The 18325-nt window shown below is 65.9% G+C and carries 15 protein-coding genes; 10 read left to right on the forward strand and 5 right to left on the reverse strand.

Going from position 1 to position 18325, the window contains the following annotated elements:
- Positions 1-567: 567 nt before the first annotated feature.
- The 5 genes from ESD82_RS20290 to ESD82_RS20315 all read left to right on the forward strand — a co-directional run bounded on the left by ESD82_RS20290 (position 568) and on the right by ESD82_RS20315 (position 9714).
- Positions 568-6468: a Hint domain-containing protein gene (locus ESD82_RS20290; RefSeq protein ID WP_123130176.1), complete on the forward strand. Its 5901-nt coding sequence runs from the start codon at positions 568-570 to the stop codon at positions 6466-6468.
- Between the two features lie 396 nt (positions 6469-6864).
- A complete protein-coding gene (locus ESD82_RS20295) occupies positions 6865-7245 on the forward strand; it encodes a hypothetical protein (protein WP_024844140.1) in 381 nt (126 codons plus the stop codon).
- A gap of 12 nt (positions 7246-7257) precedes the next feature.
- Complete coding sequence (locus tag ESD82_RS20300) at positions 7258-7557, forward strand: hypothetical protein (RefSeq protein ID WP_024844141.1); 300 nt, start codon at positions 7258-7260, stop codon at positions 7555-7557.
- A 430-nt stretch (positions 7558-7987) separates the two neighbouring features.
- Positions 7988-8653: a transferrin-binding protein-like solute binding protein gene (locus ESD82_RS20310; protein WP_177209324.1), complete on the forward strand. Its 666-nt coding sequence runs from the start codon at positions 7988-7990 to the stop codon at positions 8651-8653.
- Positions 8654-8703: 50 nt separating this feature from the next.
- Positions 8704-9714, forward strand: coding sequence for a hypothetical protein (locus tag ESD82_RS20315; protein WP_143091246.1), 1011 nt, complete (start codon positions 8704-8706; stop codon positions 9712-9714).
- A 30-nt stretch (positions 9715-9744) separates the two neighbouring features.
- Here ESD82_RS20315 and ESD82_RS20320 read toward each other — a convergent pair whose 3' ends face one another.
- The gene (locus ESD82_RS20320) at positions 9745-10587 is read right to left on the reverse strand and encodes a hypothetical protein (RefSeq protein ID WP_024844144.1); all 843 of its coding nucleotides are present in this window, start codon (positions 10585-10587) and stop codon (positions 9745-9747) included.
- A gap of 287 nt (positions 10588-10874) precedes the next feature.
- Between ESD82_RS20320 and ESD82_RS20325 the strand changes: the two genes are divergently transcribed.
- From ESD82_RS20325 to ESD82_RS20345, 5 genes are all read left to right on the forward strand, one after another.
- Complete coding sequence (locus tag ESD82_RS20325) at positions 10875-11924, forward strand: glycosyltransferase (protein WP_024844145.1); 1050 nt, start codon at positions 10875-10877, stop codon at positions 11922-11924.
- A gap of 292 nt (positions 11925-12216) precedes the next feature.
- Positions 12217-12990 (forward strand): LamB/YcsF family protein, encoded by a 774-nt coding sequence (locus ESD82_RS20330; RefSeq protein WP_024844146.1) that lies wholly within the window; start codon positions 12217-12219, stop codon positions 12988-12990.
- Position 12991: 1 nt separating this feature from the next.
- Complete coding sequence (locus ESD82_RS20335) at positions 12992-13696, forward strand: 5-oxoprolinase subunit B family protein (protein ID WP_051419559.1); 705 nt, start codon at positions 12992-12994, stop codon at positions 13694-13696.
- On the forward strand, positions 13693-14670 hold the full coding sequence (locus tag ESD82_RS20340; protein WP_024844148.1) for a 5-oxoprolinase subunit C family protein: 978 nt from the start codon (positions 13693-13695) through the stop codon (positions 14668-14670). The genes ESD82_RS20335 and ESD82_RS20340 overlap by 4 nt, the downstream gene beginning before the upstream one ends.
- Positions 14671-14856: 186 nt before the next feature.
- Entirely contained in the window at positions 14857-15051 is a 195-nt protein-coding gene (locus tag ESD82_RS20345; RefSeq protein ID WP_024844149.1) for a DUF1127 domain-containing protein, read from the forward strand.
- Between the two features lie 209 nt (positions 15052-15260).
- Here ESD82_RS20345 and ESD82_RS20350 read toward each other — a convergent pair whose 3' ends face one another.
- From ESD82_RS20350 to ESD82_RS20365, 4 genes are read right to left on the reverse strand one after another with little or no spacing between them, the layout of a single operon-like run.
- The gene (locus ESD82_RS20350; RefSeq protein WP_024844150.1) at positions 15261-16019 is read right to left on the reverse strand and encodes an SDR family NAD(P)-dependent oxidoreductase; all 759 of its coding nucleotides are present in this window, start codon (positions 16017-16019) and stop codon (positions 15261-15263) included.
- Positions 16016-16429 carry a hypothetical protein gene (locus ESD82_RS20355; RefSeq protein WP_147427500.1) on the reverse strand — a complete coding sequence of 138 codons (414 nt, stop codon included), beginning with the start codon at positions 16427-16429 and terminating at the stop codon, positions 16016-16018. Before ESD82_RS20355 ends, ESD82_RS20350 begins: the two co-directional genes overlap by 4 nt.
- 8 nt (positions 16430-16437) lie before the next feature.
- Entirely contained in the window at positions 16438-17370 is a 933-nt protein-coding gene (locus tag ESD82_RS20360; protein WP_024844152.1) for a BKACE family enzyme, read from the reverse strand.
- An 18-nt stretch (positions 17371-17388) separates the two neighbouring features.
- Positions 17389-18324, reverse strand: coding sequence for a 3-hydroxyacyl-CoA dehydrogenase (locus tag ESD82_RS20365; RefSeq protein WP_147427499.1), 936 nt, complete (start codon positions 18322-18324; stop codon positions 17389-17391).
- Position 18325 lies beyond the last annotated feature (1 nt).

Here is an 18325-nt window from a genome sequence, read left to right on the forward strand (position 1 = left end):
GCGGCTGCTTCGCATGTCCCGCGCCGATGGAGCCGAATTCGACATGTCCGTCTTTACCCGATCCGTCTTTTCGTTGATCATGGACGGGCTATTTAACCACTTTACGCCAGCACTCAACCCAGGGGCAGGGTCGGCCGGGGCCTGGAGCTGGTTTTTTGGCAGCCCTGCCAAGGGATTCGCCCCGGAACCACTGTCGGAAACCTCGTCTGATGGTAGGGAATGGGGCATCTTTCACCACCATATGCTATTTCACGCTACGCCAGCTGTATCAGGGAAGTGTTAATTTCCCGTTAATGTCATTCCATGACAATCGAGCTGCAATCGACGACATTTTATTCATTTGTCATGTCGCTCCACGGCATCGCGCTGGGAAGCGCGCCCCCCCTCGGTTAGCAAGCTTCTACCCTAGGCTGGACGCAATCCGAATGCGGCCAGCCTTCAGTGTGCAAAATGGTTGGAGCCCGCCGTGTCGGAAGTTGGTGTGTTTTTTAAAGTTTACGGGCAGCCCGCCCTCGTTTTCCCCGGTGTTCGCATCGTGAAGGCCCGGATCCATAGCGGAGATAAGAAATGACGAATCGGATCAACAACGTCTTCTATATCGGAAACCGGCCCATCCTGGACACGGTGCAGGGCAACGGCATCATGGAAGGCGCCGCCGAATTGCTTGGCCGCTATGATCATGGCACTGGCTTTCAATACTACAATCTTCAGACCCAGCACGATCCATTGAACGTAGATGCGGTGCTGTGGACCAATGACTATCTCGCCGGCATATATCCTGGTGGACTCTATAACGAAGGTTTCGCGAATACGCCCAGCGGTGGTTTCAGCGAGCTGGATTCGCAGCAGCTTTTCTGGGCCGATGTCACCTATGTCGATATCGACGGGTTGACCAAGACCATGACCAACGTCGCCATGAACGTCTATCAGACCGAGAATGGCGACACCTTCATGGTGCCCACCGCCGAGATCGTCGGCGGACCGGATCGGGCGGTGGTGGGCGACCCCGGCGAGACCATCCCCAGCATCCTGAGCGGCAAGAACATCCTTTCGGTCGAACTGACCTCGATGCGCAACGACCTGATTGGCCAGGACAACGCGATCTACGACTGGGAATCCGTCCATGACACGGTGAAGGTGTTCTACCTTGGCAACAAGGACATCCTGGATACCATCCAAGGCAATGGCACGTTGGAGGGCGCCGCATCCTTGCTGGGCGGCTACAAGGCCGTCAACGGTGTGCCGGGCAACGGGCAGTTCACGTTCCACGAATTGTGGGTGGCACAAGACCCGCTCGCGCTGGACGATCTGATGGCGACCAACGATTACGGCGCAAGCGCCCTGGTCCCGGACGGCACCTATGACGACGGTTTTGGCAATGCGCCCTCCGGCGGGCAGGGTGCCAGCAATTTCAGCGAAATCGACGGCCAGCAGCTTTTCTGGGGCAACGTCTATTATATCGACGGCGCCGGAAACGAGCAGGTTCTGACAAACATCGCGCTCAGCGTCTATCAGCTGGAAAATGGCGACGTGTTTGCCGCACCCTCCGGCGACATCGTTGGCGGGGACGGCACGTTCGGCGATCCGGGAGAGCTGCTGCCCAGCAAGCTGGCCGGGCTCAAGATCTCGCGCATCGAACTGACGTCGCTGCGCAACGACGCGATCGGCAAGGACAGCCTGCTTTTAGACTGGGAATCGCTGGACAGCACCACCACCCTGCATCCGGTCGAGGCAGCCACCGGCGATCCGCTCCGCAACACCAGCGACCAGAACGACCAGATCACCGGCCAGGTCGGCAGCACCGCCGTGACCGGCGGCCACGGGCTGGCGTTCTACATCGGCAACCGGCCCATCCTGGACACGGTCCAGGGCAACGGCGTGATGGAAGGGTCGTCGGCTCTGCTCGGCTATTATGGCCATGGGACCGGTTTCACCTATCAAGGTGTCCAACCCGTCCATCAGGTCATCGACCACCTGGTCGCGTCGAACGACTGGGGCGCCAGCGCCTCCGCGCCCGATGGAGCGCTGGACGAAGGTTTCCTTGGCGCCGACGGCACCTTCAGCGAACTCGACTCGCAGCAGTTGTTCTTTGGCAATGTCTATTACCGCGACATCGACGGAATCGAGAAGGTTCTGCAGAATGTCGCCTTCAACGCCTACCAACTTGAAAACGGCGACACCTACGTCGCGCCGACCGCCGAAATCGTGGGCGGCGAGGGCAATCTGGTCGCCGGCGACGGCGGCATCATCCTGGCCAGCATCCTGAGCGGCAAGGACATTCTGGGTTTCGAACTGACCTCGGTCCGCCCCGACGCCATTGGCCAGGACAACCTCGTTTACGACTGGGAGGCGACCCATGATGTCGTGAATACCTTCTACCTTGGCAACAAGGAAATCCTCGACACCCATCAGGGCGACGGGACGATGGAAGAGGCAGCCCGGTTGCTGGGAAGCTATACCGGCACGGCGGGGATGCCGGGCGACAACCAGTTCACGATCCATCAGCTCTGGGTCCGCCACGATCCTCTGGCGAATGACGGGCTTTTGGCTACGAACGACTACGGCGCCACCGCGACCAACCCCGACGGACTCTATGACGAGGGCTTCGCCAATACCCCCTCTGGCGGCCAGAACGGATCGAGCTTCAGCGAACTCGACTCGCAGCAGCTGTTCTGGGGCAACGTCTATTACATCGACGGCAATGGCCAGGAAAAGGTTCTGAACGATATCGCGCTGAACGTGTATCAGCTTGAAAACGGTGATGTCTTCGCGGTCCCGACCCACGAAATCGTTGGCGGAGACGGCACGTTCGGCGATCCGGGAGAGCTGCTGCCCAGCAAGCTGGCCGGGCTCAAGATCTCGCGCATCGAACTGACGTCGATGCGCAATGACGCGATCGGCAAGGACAGCCTGCTTTACGACTGGGAATCGCTGGATGCCGGCACCACGCTTCAGGAAGGGCGCGACGGCATCGTGGATGGCACCCCAGGCGACGACAACATGGGGCCCGGCTATACCGACCACCAGGGCGATCAGATCGACGGCACCGACGGGCTGGACGACATCATCAAGGCGGGTGCGGGCAACGATACCGTCAACGGCGGCCTGGGCAACGACCACATCGAAGGCGGCGAGGGCAACGACAGCCTGGACGGCAGAGATGGCAACGACTCGCTCTATGGCGGCGCCGGCAATGACTCGCTCTATGGCGGCAGCGGCGACGACTTGCTCGATGGCGGCGATGGCGACGACTACCTGACCGGCGCCACTGGCAACGACACGCTGATCGGCGGTGCGGGCGACGACACGCTGGAGGGCGGTACGGGCGACGATTCTCTGGACGGTGGCCTGGGCAACGACACCTTGCGGGGCTCCGACGGCAACGACACGCTGATCGGCGGCGATGGCAACGACAGCCTGCACGGCGGGGCCGACAACGATATCCTGGACGGCGGTGCGGGCGACGACACGCTGACTGGTGGCACGGGCTCGGATACGCTGACCGGCGGCGCGGGCGCCGACCGCTTCGTGGTCGACGCCGACGGCGACGTGATCACCGATTTCGACGCCGTGACCGGCGTCGGCGACGGGTTGGAGGACAACAACGACTTCGTCAACCTCAGCCCCTGGTACAATCCCGACACGCTGAAAGCCTGGAACACCGCCAACCCGGGACAGACCTATGCCACACCGCTGCAATGGCTGCGGGCTGACCAGAGCGACGGCAGCCTTGCGGCGGTGGGCGGACTGCGCATCATGAACGGCGGCAACCCGGTCCCCGCCAGCCTGCTGACGACCGAGAATACCGGCGTCGTGGACACCGATGGCATCGTGGATGGCACCCCAGGCGACGACAACATGGGGCCCGGCTATACCGACCACCAGGGCGATCAGATCGACGGCACCGACGGGCTGGACGACATCATCAAGGCGGGAGAGGGCAACGATACCGTCAACGGCGGGGCCGGCAACGACCGCATCGAAGGCGGCGAGGGCAACGACAGCCTGGACGGCGGCGAAGGCAACGACACGCTCGATGGCGGGGCCGGCAATGACACCCTGATCGGGGGCGAAGGCAACGACTCTCTCGATGGTGGCGACGGCGACGACCTGCTCGATGGCGGGCACGGCAACGACTCGCTGGAGGGTGGCGAAGGCGACGACGTCCTGCTGGGCAACGACGGCAACGACACCTTGATCGGCGCTGGCGGCAACGACACGCTCAATGGCGGCAACGGCCATGACTCGCTGGAGGGTGGCGAAGGAAACGACCTGCTGGACGGCGGCGACGGCAACGACACCCTGCTGGGCGGTGACGGCAACGACACGCTGATCGGTGGCGACGGCGACGACTCGCTCGATGGTGGAGCTGGCGACGATTCGCTCGGTGGCGGCGCGGGCCATGACACCCTGCTGGGCGGCGACGGCAACGACACGCTGCACGGCGGCGACGGCAACGACCTGCTCGAAGGCGGCACTGGCGATGACTCGCTCGACGGCGGTGTCGGCAACGACACGCTGATCGGCGGCGACGGCAACGACACGCTGGTCGGCGGCGAGAGCGAAGACTCGCTGGTCGGCGGCGAAGGTAACGATATTCTCGTGGGCGATTCCGGTCATGACACCTTGCTCGGCGGCGCCGGCAAGGACTCGCTCTATGGCGGCACCGGCAACGACTTGCTCGATGGTGGCGATGACGACGACTACCTGTTCGGCAGCAATGGCAACGACACCCTGATCGGCGGTGCAGGCAATGACCTGCTGAACGGCGGTGCGGGCGACGACTCGCTGGACGGCGGCCTGGGCAACGACACCTTGCTGGGCGGCGACCACAATGACACGCTGCGCGGCGGCGAGGGAGACGACTCGCTCGATGGTGGCACTGGCGACGACCTGCTGGAGGGCGGTGCCGGCAACGACACCCTGCTGGGCAACGATGGCAAGGATACGTTGCTGGGTGGCAACGGCCACGACCTGCTGGATGGCGGTCTGGACGATGACTCTCTGGACGGCGGTGACGGCAATGACACGCTGATCGGAGGGGCCGGCAATGACACGCTGATCGGTGGCAATGGCGACGATTCGCTCGACGGTGGTGAAGGCAACGACCAGCTTTTCGCTGGCGAGGGCAACAACACCCTGACGGGCGGCGCCGGCAACGACACGCTGATCAGCGGCAACGGCAACGACACGCTTTACGGCGGCGAGGGCGACGATTACCTTGATGCCGGCCATGGCAACAACCTCATCGATGGCGGGGACGGCGACGACTACCTGATCGGCCGCTCGGAAAACGACACGCTTTACGGCGGCGCCGGCAACGATACGCTGTTCGCGGGCACCGGCGACGACTTCCTTGACGGCGGCGAAGGCGACGATGTCCTGGATGCCAGTGGCGGCAACGACACGCTGATCGGCGGCGATGGCAACGACAGGCTGCACGGCGGGGCCGACAACGATATCCTGGACGGCGGCACCGGCAACGACACGCTGATCGGCGGCAAGGGCTCGGATACGCTGACCGGTGGTGCGGGCGCCGACCGCTTCGTCGTCGATGACGGCGGCGACCTGATCACCGATTTCGACGCCGTTACCGGCATCGGGGACGGTCAGGCCGACAACAACGACTTCGTCGACCTTGCCGCCTTCTACAACGATACCACGCTGGCAGCCTGGAATGCCGCCAATCCGGGGCAGACCTACAAGAACGCCCTGCACTGGCTGCGCGCGGATCAGGACGACGGCGTGCTGGATGCGGTCGGCGGGCTGCGCATCCTGGACGGTGCCGGCAATCCCGTCCAGGCCAGCCAGCTGACCACGGAAAACACCGGCGTCGTCTGCTTCCTGCGCGGCACCCTGATCAAGACCGAGGATGGCGAGATTCCCGTCGAGAAGCTGGAACCCGGCATGAAAGTCATGACGCTGGACCACGGCTACAAGGAGCTTTCCTGGATCGGCAAACGCGTGCTTTCGGCCGAGGAACTGGCCGAACAGCCCAAGCTGCGCCCGATCCGCATCCGCGCCGAGGCCCTGGGCGAGAACCTGCCCGAGCGCGACCTGATCGTCTCGCCCCAGCACCGGGTGCTGCTGCGCTCGGTCGTGGCGCGGCGGATGGTCGGCGAGGCCGAGGTCCTACTGGCCGCGCGGCACCTGCTGGGTCTGGACGGCGTCGAGGTGGTCGAGGACATGCAGGAAGTGGAATACTGGCACTTCATGTTCGACCGGCACGAGGTGGTCTTCTCGAACGGTGCGCCCACGGAAAGCCTGTTCACCGGCCCCGAGGCGATGAAGGCGCTGGGGCCGGAGGCGCGGGAAGAGATCTTCACGCTCTTCCCGGAACTGGCCCGGCCCGAACGCGAGGCGCCGATCGCGGCCCGGCTGCTGCTGCGCGGCCGGCAGGGGCGGCACCTGGTGCAACGCTTGGTCACCAATGGCAAGCAACCGTTCACTTGGGGCAAGGTGGGCTGATGCTGACCGGGGCGGGCCTGCGGCCATGCCCCGGACCATGGCGACCAGGCGGTCGGAGGGGACGGAAACAGCCGTCGCGCCGACCGCAAGGCCCTGGCGGTGGCCGAGCAGCGCCGACAGGGCCCCAATCCCCGCAGCGGCAGGACCATCTTGCCGTTTGGCGCAAGAACAAGAAGGCCGGCAGCCCCGCCCCGCGCGGGGCGGTGCTGGATCGGATGCTTTGACACGTCACGGTGCGAACCGGTTGCGGCGCCTCGCTCGCATCGCCTCGGGGCGGCGAGCGACGCGGCGTGGCGGACCGCGGCCGGAAGGGAACAGATCCGCAAAGGCGATACGGAACCGGAGGCAACCATGCTTGCAGAACACATCCCCGTTCAGGTCCGCCGCAGCGGGACCATGGTGCCCGTGCAATCCCTGCGCGTCGGAGATATGCTTTTCGATCCGCTTTCCGGCGATCATGTCGAGATCCTTGACATTTTCTGCAACTGCTCGCCGGACATGCCGGGCCTGCTGTTCGGCATCGCGCAGGGTCGCCTGGGGTCGGGCCGCTCCTCGCACGGGGTTGCGGTCTCGCTGCACTGGCAGGTTCCGGTTCCGGGAATGCCGGACGGGGACGAGAACCCGGCCTGCCTCGACAGGCCGACCGCCGAGCGGCTTGACATCCGGCTGCCAGAGGATGCCACGCTGTTCGCCATCTTTCCCGAACGCGACTGCTTCATGATGTCCTGCGGTTTCTGTTTGCGCGTGTTGGCGCCCTATCCATCCCCTTTGCACTGAAGGAACCGCGCCATGGAAAAGTGCTTGCAGGATCCTCTCTGCCGATACGAAATCATTCACGAGGGCGGCTTTCCGACCGGGATCGTCATCCTTGCGATTCTGACGGCCCTGGCGGCCGCAGGGCTGGTCTGGCTGGTGGGCGGGGGGCTGCTGTGGATCATCGCCACCTATTGCCTGACCGGATCGGTGGCGCTGCTGGCGCTGGCCTGGTATCACGCCAGCCATTCCCCCGGCGATCACGCCTGCCCATGCGGCAGCCTTGAGGCCGAAGGCCCGCCCTGCCGCACCCTCGCCAGGGGTCGATCCCGCTAACGCACCGCCAAGCAGGGTCAATGCCCGGCGCTGCGCACGGCTTCGGGTGCATCGGCCCGTGACCCGGCACCGGGCGCAGAGCCTTGCCCCCGCCCTGTCTTCCCCCTGCCCCATCACGGGATGCGCGATCCTCGCAGGGCCCCGGCCCGGTCAGCCCTTGTCCCCGGCCGCTGCACGCAGCTTCGGCCCCCGGAAAGCCGCAGGGCCGAGCCGAGACCCGGCCCGAAGGTCGCGCCGATATCCCGCACCAGCTTTTCCCGAGCGGCCAGGGCCGTATTGATGCTGCTGGCGCCCCTGCCCGTCGCGGCGGCGGCGGACAAGGCATTTCGCGCCGCCTTTCACCCAAACGGGTGAAGACAGGCCCCGTGCCCGGCCCTGTAATCGGCACTGGGCCTTGCGCCCGTAGTTCCAGATTTTCATGGAGGGTTTCATGCAGATGGCCAAAATCTTCAGCGGCGTCCTGGTCACGTCAATCACCCTTGCGCTGGCGGGCTGCGGCGGCGGCAGCGGGTCCGGAAGCGCCGGCGCACCCGGCGGGGGCAGCGGCGGCGGCGGCGGCGGTGGGGGTGGTGGCGGCACAGCCGACGGCCAGACCTTCCTTGACCATGACGGGCCGATGATGGAGATGGTGGAACGCACCGAAAGCCTTGCACAGACGGGCACCGGCGCCATGCCGACGACCGGCAGCGCGACCTATGACGGCTATGCCTTCGTGGAAATGAACATGACCGGCGGCTCGGTCGATGTCGGCGATCCCGGATACGAGGCCGCGATCGGCAAGATCGCCCTCAATGCGAATTTCGCCAACAGCAGCGTTTCCGGGCAAATCCACGAGGTCGGCGTCGAGGACGGGCCCACCCTGACCGGTAGCCTGCCGATCACCGGCGGCAGCATCAGCGGCAGCGGCATGTCGGGCCGGGCGGCGGGCACCCTTGGCGGTGGCGACCGAGGCGACATCGGCCTTGACCTTGTCCTGGATGGGACGTTCCGGGGCAGCAATGCCGAGGTCGTCCGGGGAAACATCACCGGCACGGTCGAATATGACGGCGCCACCGGCACGGTCTTTGGCGACAGCGGCTTCGTCGCTGAACGCTGACCCGCCGAATGCCGCGCGCATCGCGAAAGGCTGGCTGGCGAACCTGGGCCTTGGCAGCCTGCCTGTTGCCCTGCCTGGCGTTGCCGGCCTGGGCGCAGCAGCCCGACCGGACCGAGGCAGCCCTGCTGTCCGGTTCCCCCCGGCTGGCGGCCTTTGCGCTGATGCGCGACCGTCCCGCCGGGCAGGCGCCGCTGCTGGCACGGTTGCTGCACCAGGAAGGGATGCTGCGCGACGGGCGCCCGGCACCGGCCCTGCTGTCGCGACATCTCACGGCCCGGCCGTTGCTGCGATGGGATGACAATATCAACGGCGGCATTCCCGGCGAAACCCTGACCGTCGGCGGGATCGACCTGACGGTCAGCCCGGAAAGCCGCGCCCGCGGCGGACTGGTCCTGGGCCTTGCCGCCTCTGGCAACGCCCGGTACCGGCTGGCTCCGGGCCGCGTGCTGCGGCTGGCCGGTCAGGCGACGGCGGTCTATTCGCCGCGGCATGACCTTTCGCGCCAGGATCTGGGGCTGGGGGCCTGCGTGGCGCAGCACCTGGGCGAATGGCGCTTTGTCGATCTGTGCGGCGGCTACGCCTTTGGCCGGACGGATCTGTCCAACAGCCACCTGGCCTGGACCGGCCTGCGCGGCAGCGGGCTTTTCGAGATGGCGGGCGGTCTGCACGAGCTGTCCCTGGGCCTGCGGCAGACCTGGCGCAAGGATTATCGCCAGGCCTTTGCGGATCTGTCGCTCGATAGCGCCCTTTCCGGGATCGGCGCGGTCGGGCTTCGGCTTTCCGCCGGCGAAAGGGTCGACGGCCATAACGCCATCCGCTACCGGGCGGGGCTGTCGCTGACCCGCCCGATCAGGAAGCGGCCCGTGACCTTCGGCATCGGCTGGCAGCGGGAAGAGGGCTCCACCCTTTTCGGAACGCCGCGGCGGGACGATATTCGCACGCTGGGCATCGAGTTCGGGCTGACGCCGAAACTCACCCTGCTGCTTGCGGGCCAGCATCGAAGCTCAACGGTTCCGATGTATGACGAAAACCGGATCATGCTGGATATGCGCTGGCGCTGATCGGCCGCCAAAGCACCACGGCCCAGCGCCTCACGAACCGCTGAAAAGCCTTCGGCGCCAATAGCCCAGGAAAATGCGGGCCCGTCGTAGCGCCGATTCCCGGCGCTGCATGTAATATCGTGCATTTTCGTAAAGGTAATCGTCCTGGTATCCCTTCAGGAACGAAGAAATCCCATGTCCTTTCCGAAAGGAATCGCGGACGCGCAGCAATCGCAACCCCCATTCCTGACAATGAAAGACACGAATGTCGTCACGATTGACAAGGCGCAATCCCCATAGATCGTTTTCCGCCACATAATCCTCGGCAGCGCCTTCGACCAGGAACCTTCCGTATTTAGATTCGGACTCCTTGGTTCCGGCCTGAAGCATCTTCCATATTTCAGGCCGGATGATCAGAAAACAGTTGCTGATGCTTTGCGTCAACATGAACCCCGGCCTGGTCGTGGGCCGGTCTGCGCGATAAGGTAATGTGCTGCCGGTGATGAAGCAGGCCCCCGTCTCTTTCATCAAGCCAAGGGCGGCATCCTGCCAGGCCTTCTGCCCGGCGCGATATGGGATGGTATCCAGGCGCACCACGCATCCAAGATCGGCCGTGACCGCATCGAACTGCTCTGCCAGAAGCTGCTGTTCCGCCTCGGTGGTTTCTTGTGGCGTCGTCATGCCCATGTCATGCAGGCGAATGCCATGCGCCTCGCATAACTGCCGAACGCGGGCCGCAATGCCGGGATCCCCACCAAAATGCACAACCAGCTCGGCGATCGGATGGTCAAAAAAGGCGATCCAATCCTCGAGAATCACGCAATGATGCTCTTCAAGGACAAAGGTCAACAGCGCGATTGACGGGATATACGGCGCCTTGTCGGACATCAGCATGCAGCATTTCCAGTTTGCGAAAGCAAATTACGCTTGCCAATCCCAAAGATACCGACACGGCATGCGGGTGAAAAGGGGGTGATGACAATCCGCGCCGGCCGCCTGTCCGATGACCATGCATTCCAGCGCCAGGGTGCGGTTCGCCAGCGCGCAAGCGGGTCTGCGATCCCTGTCGGCGGTATCACTGTACCAAGCCGGGCCGGGAAAACCGGCCGCCCTCACCGGTGCTCCATTGACTCGCGTTGCTTTCTTCAACATGTTTTCTGGAAATCAGCTTCCCGGGTGCCATGGTACGTCGCTATCTCTTCCTTTGTCCCGACACCCAAACGGCATCGGGGGGGATCGCCGTCATCTATGATACAGTGGCTGCGCTGTGCCGGGCGGGCTATGACGCCGCCATTCTGCACAACAGCCCGGCCGCCGGCTATCTTGATCATCCGGACAAGCCGCCGCGCTATTATACCTACGACTATTATATCGCCCGGCAAAGACTGGGGCTCGACGGAAAACGGGCCCGGCTCATGTCGCCGTTCATGCTTCTGGGCCAAAGGTTTCGCGGCGGGCCTCTGGAGCCATTGCGGCCCGGCGCAGACGATATTCTGGTCATACCGGAATTCATGATCACGGCCGCGATGACGGCTTTCCCAGGTTCCCGTCTGGGCGTATTCGTACAAAACCCCTTCGCCTTCCAGGAGGCCCATGCAGAAGCCATGGAGAAAGGGCTCGACATCCGCGAGCGCGCGGAGTGGTTCCTGGGCGTGTCGAAAATCTGCCTTGATCAGTTCGACCTTCTGAATATCGAAACCGGCTATCATCTTCCGGTCTCCATGAAGCCCGAGGATTTCCCCTTTCGCGAGAAAAAAGAGCGGTTGATCACCTATATGCCGCGCAAACGGTCGGCAGAGGCACGGCAGATCGTTGACGTGCTGGAGCGTCGAGGTCGATTAAAGGGATACCGGATCGAAGAAATCGACAACATGCCGCGCCTGGACGTGTCGGATTACTTGCAACGCAGCCAGTTTTTCATCTCGCTGCTGCGCATGGAATCAATCGGCTTTCCTGCCGCCGAGGCAATGGCGGCGGGCTGCATCGTCGTGGGCTACACGGGGCTTGGCGGGCGGGAATATTTTACCCCCGAAACCGGCATTCCCGTGACCGAGGATGATACCCTGGGTCTGGTGCATGCTCTGGAAGCCACGGTGGCTGAATATGCCACTGCGCCGGCACGCCTTGATGCCATTCGCCGCCATGCAAGCGAGGTGGTCAATGCCAGTTACAACAGCGCCACCTTCGAAGCGGCGCTGCTGAGGATTTGGCGCGACCTTGATGCGCGTTGAGGAACATGCCTTGCGGGGAAGACGTTATCCGGAGCAAGGCCAGGCGGGGATTCCCCGGTGCCGCGGTGTTCTTGCGTCGGCGTTTTCCTGCGGCATGCCTGCCGCAATCACCGCACCGATGGTCCTGACGCAGAGGACATGAGGCTTCGCCACCGCAGCCGGCCTCTGGACGAAAGGGCGAAGGCGTGTTCCATCTGGGCTTCGAGATGCTCGCCACCTTGGCCGGGAACGACGGGTTGCGCCGCTGGCGCGCCCGGTCGACAGGCCGGGCGGCCGCATGCGGGAGGACGGAATGAAGATTGACCTGAACTCTGACCTTGGCGAAGGCTTCGGGCCCTGGACGATGGGGGACGATGCCGCGATGCTCGATGTCGTCACCTCGGCCAATATCGCCTGCGGCGGCCATGCCGGCGACCCCGAAACGATGTTCGCCACCCTGCGGCAGGCGGCGGAACGCGGCGTCGTCATCGGCGCGCATCCGGGCTATGCCGACCGCGAGGAGTTCGGGCGCCGGGTGATCCCCATGCCGCCCGCCCGGATCGGGCGGATGGTCGCGGCGCAGGTCGGCGCCTTGCAGGGCATCGCCGCGCTGGCGGGGGCGCGGGTGCGCTATGTCAAGCCGCATGGGGCGCTTGGCAATCTTGCCGCGGATGATCGCACCGTCGCGGATGCCATCGTCGCCGCGGTATCGGCCTTGCCGGGAAATCTGGCGGTGCTGGCGATCTCGGGGACCGATCTGGAGCTGGCGGCGCGCGCGGCAGGAGCCGAGGTATTCTCCGAGATCTTTGCCGACCGCGCCTATCTGCCCAACGGCAGGCTGGTTCCCCGGTCACAGCCCGGCGCGGTGCTGCATGATGTCGAAGAGGTCGCGGACCGCCTGATCCGCTTTCTGGAGACCGGGCTGATGCCGGCGATCCAAGGCGCGCCGATCCCGCTGGCCGCGCAATCGGTCTGCGTTCACGGCGATACCGCGGGCGCGGTTTCCATGGCGCAAGCCATCCGGGCGCGGCTGGGCGCGGCGGGAATCGCCGTCGCACCCTTCCTGCAGGTCGAAGGCCGGGCGTGACATGGGCGCTGCCGCCAGCCCTGGCCGCTGCTTTCCGGTTTTCAGCCCCGTGGCCGAGCATGGCATCCTGGTGGAGTTCGGCGACAGGATCGACCCTGGCATCCACGCCCGGGTGCTTCAACTGGACCGGGCCCTAGCTGCGGCGCCCTTTGACGGTTTTCTCGAGGCGGTTCCGGCCTATGCCGGGATTCTGATCCGGTTCGACCCCCTGGTCTGCGATCACGCCATGGCCGAAAGCAAGGCCCGGCAATTATGCCAGCAGGCCGCGCCGGCCGGGGAAAGGCCAGGCTTGCGCGAGGTTCTGGTCTGCTATGACGACGGTCTTTCTCCCGATCTCGCGGCGGTGGCCCAGGCCGCCGGCCTGTCGCAAGAGGCCGTGATCGCCGCACATCTGGCCGGGCAATACGAGGTCTTCATGTACGGCTTTGCGCCGGGATATGCTTATCTCGCCGGCGTGCCGGAGGCGATCCGCATGCCCCGCAAGCCCACCGCGCTGCGGGGCGTCGCGGCGGGCAGCGTCCTGATCGCGGGCCCGCAATGCCTCGTTTCGACCATCACCATGCCGACCGGCTGGTGGAATATCGGCCGATCCCCCACCCGCATCCTGACCGACGACCCCGAGCGGCCGTTCCTGTTCGACATCGGCGACCGGGTGCGGTTTCGCCGGATCGGCCGTGCCGAATACGATGCAGAGGTCGGGAAATGAGCGGGACGGTTCTTTCGGTCGGTTTCGCCGGGCCGCATGTGTCGGTGCAGGACGGCGGACGGCCGGGGCTGATGCGCTATGGCGTGCCGGGCTCGGGCGCGATGGATCGCCGCTCGTTCGCCGCGGCGAATATCGCGCTTGGCAACCCGGCCGGCGCCCCCGGCATCGAGATCTCGCTGGGCGGGCTGGCGCTGGAATGCCTTTCGGGCACGGTCAGCTTCGCGGTCGCGGGCGGTGGTTTCATCGTCGAGCATGCCGGCACCAGGCGCAGCTCATGGACCGTCGCGACCTTGCGGGCCGGGGAAAGGCTGACCGTTCGTCCGGGGCCATGGGGAAGCTGGTGCTATCTGGCCTTTGCCGGGCTGCTCCGATCGCCGCGCTGGCTCGGCAGCGCGTCCACCCATGCGATTTCGGGCTTCGGCGGCGGTCGCCTGGCGACCGGCGCGCGCCTGGTGATCGCCGATGCCGCGCGGCGGGAAGAGCGCGAGGGCAGCATCCCATGCCCGGTCGCCGCCCGGCCCCGCAGAGAGCTGCGCGTCACCATGGGGCCGCAGCAGCGTTTCTTCAGTGCAGAAGCGATCTCGGCCTTCCTTTCCGGCACCTGGCGCATGACCGATGCATGGGACCGCATGGGGGTCCGGCTGGCGGGGCCTTCCATTGCCCCCCATGCCGCCTTGGACATGCCATCCGAACCCATCGTCAGGGGATCGGTCCAGATTGCGGGCGACGGCGTGGCCACGGTTCTGCTGGCCGATCACCAGACCACGGGCGGCTATCCAAAGATCGCGACAGTGCTGGATTGCGACCTCGATTCCTTTGTCCAGCTGCGGCCGCGGGATGCGGTGGCATTCCGCCCCGTCAGCCCCGAGCAGGCGATCAGCCTGTCGCGCACGGCGGCAATAGGCGCAGCCACCTATTTCCGCGCCCTCTCGAACACCAGGCAGAAGCCTCGCGCAGCGGCCCGAGGCGGATAACCCGGATCCGCGCGCCATCCCAAGCCGCCCGCCGGACGGCACGAGGCGCCTGCCGGCCGTCATGCTGCGGCGCAGAATGCATGGCTGCTTTGCCGGGATCGCGACTACTGCCCGCGCTGTGCCCGGACTATATCCGCCTTGTCCGAAACATGCCCGCTGGATGGGCAAGATGAAAAAGGTGCCAAGATGTCCGCTGTCGAACTGAGCCATAACCATGCCGCCGGTAGCCTGGGTCAAGTCTTTGCACGCCTGACCGCACGGATCGCCGCCTGGAACGATGCCCGCATCACCCGCCGCGAGTTGAGCCGGCTGACGGATCGCGAACTGACCGATATCGGCCTGACCCGCGGCGATATCGAGCATGTCGCCCGCGGCCTCTGAGACTCCCCATCGATGAACGGACCCCGCGGCGATGCCTCGGGGTTTTTTCATGCGCGAGGCCGAAATCCGGGGCGCGGGCGCCATGTCCGCGACGGGCGAACAGCAGCGGCCCAAGATGTCGCCCAGCCGGCCCCGGCTGGCCCGGATTCGCACCGCGGCCCGCACCGTTCCGGGCCAATTCCCGATAGGGGGAACGGTTCAATGCGGCCTCATTCGGCGGTCCAGCCTCCGTCCAGCATCATCGCGCTGCCGGTCATCAGGGCAGAGGCGTCGGACGCCAGATAGAGCGCGGCACCCGTGATGTCGCCCACCTGACCCAGGCGGCCCAGCTTGATCATGCGCAGGCAATGGTCGCGAAAGGCCGGGTTTTCGAAATAGGGTCGCGTCAGCGGCGTTTCGATGAAGGTCGGGCAGATCGTGTTCACGCGGATGCCGAAGGGCGCAAGCTCGATGGCGCTGGCCTTTGTCAGCCCCTCGATTCCCCATTTCGTCGCGCAATAGACGGAACGGTCCGCCGCGCCGATATGCCCCATCTGCGACGACATGTTGATGATCGACCCGCCCCGCCCCAGATCGCGCATCCGCCGCGCCACGCTTTGCAGCGCAAAGAAGGCCGCGCGCAGGTTGAGGCCCGCGATGGCATCGAAATCCTCTTCCGTGACCTCGACCAGCGGGCGCGGGCGGTTGGTGCCCGCGTTGTTGACAAAGATGTCCAGCCGCCCCAGCCCCTCGGCCAAGGCACGGAAAGCGCCCACGTCGGTCACGTCGCAGGGGATGGCGCGGGCCTTGAGGCCCTGCGCCACCAGCGCCTCGGCCGCATCGGAAATCTCGGCCGCGCTGCGGGCGCAGAGGATGACCTCGGCGCCGGCCTGCGCATAGACCTCGGCGATGGCGCGGCCGATGCCTCGGCCCGCGCCCGTGACCAGCGCGACACGGCCGTTCAGCGAGAAATCGGGCATCGGGTTCATCGGGCAGCCTTTCCGTAGCGGATGGCGTCGCCGGCATGGCGGCGGACGCGGATTTGGGCCTGTTCGGCATGACCGGCAAGGCCCTCGATCATGCGCCGGCGCAAGCAAGGGCGCGCTGGCGTCGACAGGGCGTGATCGGTCCCGATGGCCCTGTCGCCGCCTGCGACATGGGAGTGCGGGCCAAGGAACGGCGCGCCGTAAGTGAGCCCGTGCGCCGGATACAGGCCGTCGCGGTCGGTCATCCGCACATGCCGGTTGGCGATGTCTTTGGCGGCCCGCAACATCCCGTCACGGATTGCCCTGCCATGGTCCCGCCACCAGGCGGTCGCCTCGACCCTGTCGCGGAGGCGGCAGGTGTCCCCAGTGCGGGCGGCGGCGGCGCGACCGGGTTCCAGATCGGTGATTGCCATGATTTCCCCTAGAAATTGACCTGATCGCCGCCCTTCAGCGCCAGAAATTCGCGCGCTTCGGCGGGCGTTGCGACCTCAAGGCCCAGCCCCTCGACGATCTGCCGCGCGGCGCGGACCTGCTGGGCATTGGTTTCCGCAAGGCGGCCCTTGCCCGCCCAGAGATTGTCCTCCAACCCGACGCGGATATGCCCGCCCATCGAGGCCGACATGGCGGCGATGTTGAGCTGGTTGCGCCCGGCGCCGAGCACCGACCAGCGGTAATCCTCGCCAAACAGCCGGTCGGCGGTGCGCTTCATGTGCAGCACGTCGTCGGGATGCGCGCCGATGCCGCCCATCAGCCCGAACACGGTCTGGATGAACAGCGGCCCGCTGACCAGCCCGCGATCGTGGAAATGCTTGAGGTTGTAGAGATGCGAGGTGTCGTAGCACTCGAACTCGAAGCGGGTGCCGTTCGCGCCAAGCGTGGTCATCACATGTTCCACATCACCGAAGGTGTTGCGGAAAATGATGTCCTTGTTGCCCAGGTAATCCCGCTCCCACTGGTGCTTCAGCTGGGATTGATAGCGGCCGAGCATGGGAAACAGGCCGAAATTCATCGTACCCATGTTCAGCGAGGCGAGTTCGGGGCGATAATGCTGCGCGGGCTGGATACGCTCGGCGATGCTCATGGTCGGCGCACCGCCGGTGGTGATGTTCAGCACGGCATCGGTTGCCTGCCTGATGACGCCAAGAATGGGGTTGAAGGCCTCGACGCTCTGGTCGGGGCGGCCGTCGCCCTCGGCTCGGGCGTGCAGATGGACGACCGCCGCGCCCGCCTCGGCCGCGCCGATGGCCGCCTCCGCGATCTCGGAGGCCGAGACCGGCAGATAGGGCGACATGGACGGGGTGTGGATTGCCCCGGTCACGGCGCAGGTGATGATGACTTTGCCTTGAAGGCTCATGGCTTGCTCCTGAGGGTCTTATCGTTGGGACTGGTCGGCCAGATGGCGGGCCAGGGCGGCTAGGCGGCCGTCGCGCCAGTCCTGGCGGGCGCGGATGGCCTGCGGGGTCGCGGCGTCCGGGAAGGCCGCGCCAAGGATTGCGGCGGCCTCGGGCGTGAAGGCCTCGGCGCGGGCGGCGGTTTTCGCCAGGTCGGCCATCATCTGCCCGTAGCGGCTCAGATAGTCCCCCGCTCCGCCGGGCGCGTTGAGATTGATCGTCTCCATCGGGCCCATGAAGGCCCAGCGGCGACCAAGCCCGTGGCGGATCGTGTCGTCCAGGCCCTGCGCATCGACATAGCCCTGTTCGATCAGGCGCAGGCTTTCGGCCAGCACCACCGCTTGCAGGCGGTTCAGGATGAAGCCGTCGATCTCGCGCTTCAGCACCACGGGCACCTGGCCGGCACGGGCATAGATGGCGCGGGCGCGGGCGGTGACAGCCGGGTCGGTGAAGGGGGCGGGGGCGATCTCGACCACCGGGACCAGATGCGGCGGGTTGACCGGATGGCCGACGAGGCAGCGCGACGCCCCCGGCAGGCCCTCGGCGAAGGCCGAGGCCATGAGGGCCGAGGAACTGGAGGCGAGGATCACCTCGGGGGCCGCCAGCCCGTCCAGCCGTGCGAAAAGCTCGCGCTTGACGGCCAGAACCTCGGGGCCGCTTTCCTGTACCAGTTCGGCCCCCTCCAGCGCCTCGGCCAGGTCCGGCACGGCGCGGATGCGCGCGGCGGTGGCAGCGGGATCCGCGCCCGCCTGCCCGAAGGGCGCGGTCTGCGCGATCATGGCGGCGATATCGCCGTCCAGCCGCGCCAGCACCTGCGGGTCGTGGTCCCAGACCCGGACCTCGAACCCGGCGCGGGCAAAGACGAAAGCCCAGGCGCGGCCGATCAGGCCCGCGCCGACGATGGCGATATGAGACATG

The organism is Paracoccus pantotrophus (assembly GCF_008824185.1).
Taxonomy (GTDB): Bacteria; Pseudomonadota; Alphaproteobacteria; order Rhodobacterales; family Rhodobacteraceae; genus Paracoccus; species Paracoccus pantotrophus.

Coding starts and splice junctions, on each gene's coding strand:
- ESD82_RS20290 (WP_123130176.1), top strand. CDS start 568: ATGACGAATCGGATCAACAACGTCTTCTATATCGGAAACCGGCCCATC.
- ESD82_RS20295 (WP_024844140.1), top strand. CDS start 6,865: ATGGTGCCCGTGCAATCCCTGCGCGTCGGAGATATGCTTTTCGATCCG.
- ESD82_RS20300 (WP_024844141.1), top strand. CDS start 7,258: ATGGAAAAGTGCTTGCAGGATCCTCTCTGCCGATACGAAATCATTCAC.
- ESD82_RS20310 (WP_177209324.1), top strand. CDS start 7,988: ATGCAGATGGCCAAAATCTTCAGCGGCGTCCTGGTCACGTCAATCACC.
- ESD82_RS20320 (WP_024844144.1), bottom strand. CDS start 10,587: ATGCTGATGTCCGACAAGGCGCCGTATATCCCGTCAATCGCGCTGTTG.
- ESD82_RS20325 (WP_024844145.1), top strand. CDS start 10,875: ATGGTACGTCGCTATCTCTTCCTTTGTCCCGACACCCAAACGGCATCG.
- ESD82_RS20330 (WP_024844146.1), top strand. CDS start 12,217: ATGAAGATTGACCTGAACTCTGACCTTGGCGAAGGCTTCGGGCCCTGG.
- ESD82_RS20335 (WP_051419559.1), top strand. CDS start 12,992: ATGGGCGCTGCCGCCAGCCCTGGCCGCTGCTTTCCGGTTTTCAGCCCC.
- ESD82_RS20340 (WP_024844148.1), top strand. CDS start 13,693: ATGAGCGGGACGGTTCTTTCGGTCGGTTTCGCCGGGCCGCATGTGTCG.
- ESD82_RS20345 (WP_024844149.1), top strand. CDS start 14,857: ATGTCCGCTGTCGAACTGAGCCATAACCATGCCGCCGGTAGCCTGGGT.
- ESD82_RS20350 (WP_024844150.1), bottom strand. CDS start 16,019: ATGAACCCGATGCCCGATTTCTCGCTGAACGGCCGTGTCGCGCTGGTC.
- ESD82_RS20355 (WP_147427500.1), bottom strand. CDS start 16,429: ATGGCAATCACCGATCTGGAACCCGGTCGCGCCGCCGCCGCCCGCACT.
- ESD82_RS20360 (WP_024844152.1), bottom strand. CDS start 17,370: ATGAGCCTTCAAGGCAAAGTCATCATCACCTGCGCCGTGACCGGGGCA.
- ESD82_RS20365 (WP_147427499.1), bottom strand. CDS start 18,324: ATGTCTCATATCGCCATCGTCGGCGCGGGCCTGATCGGCCGCGCCTGG.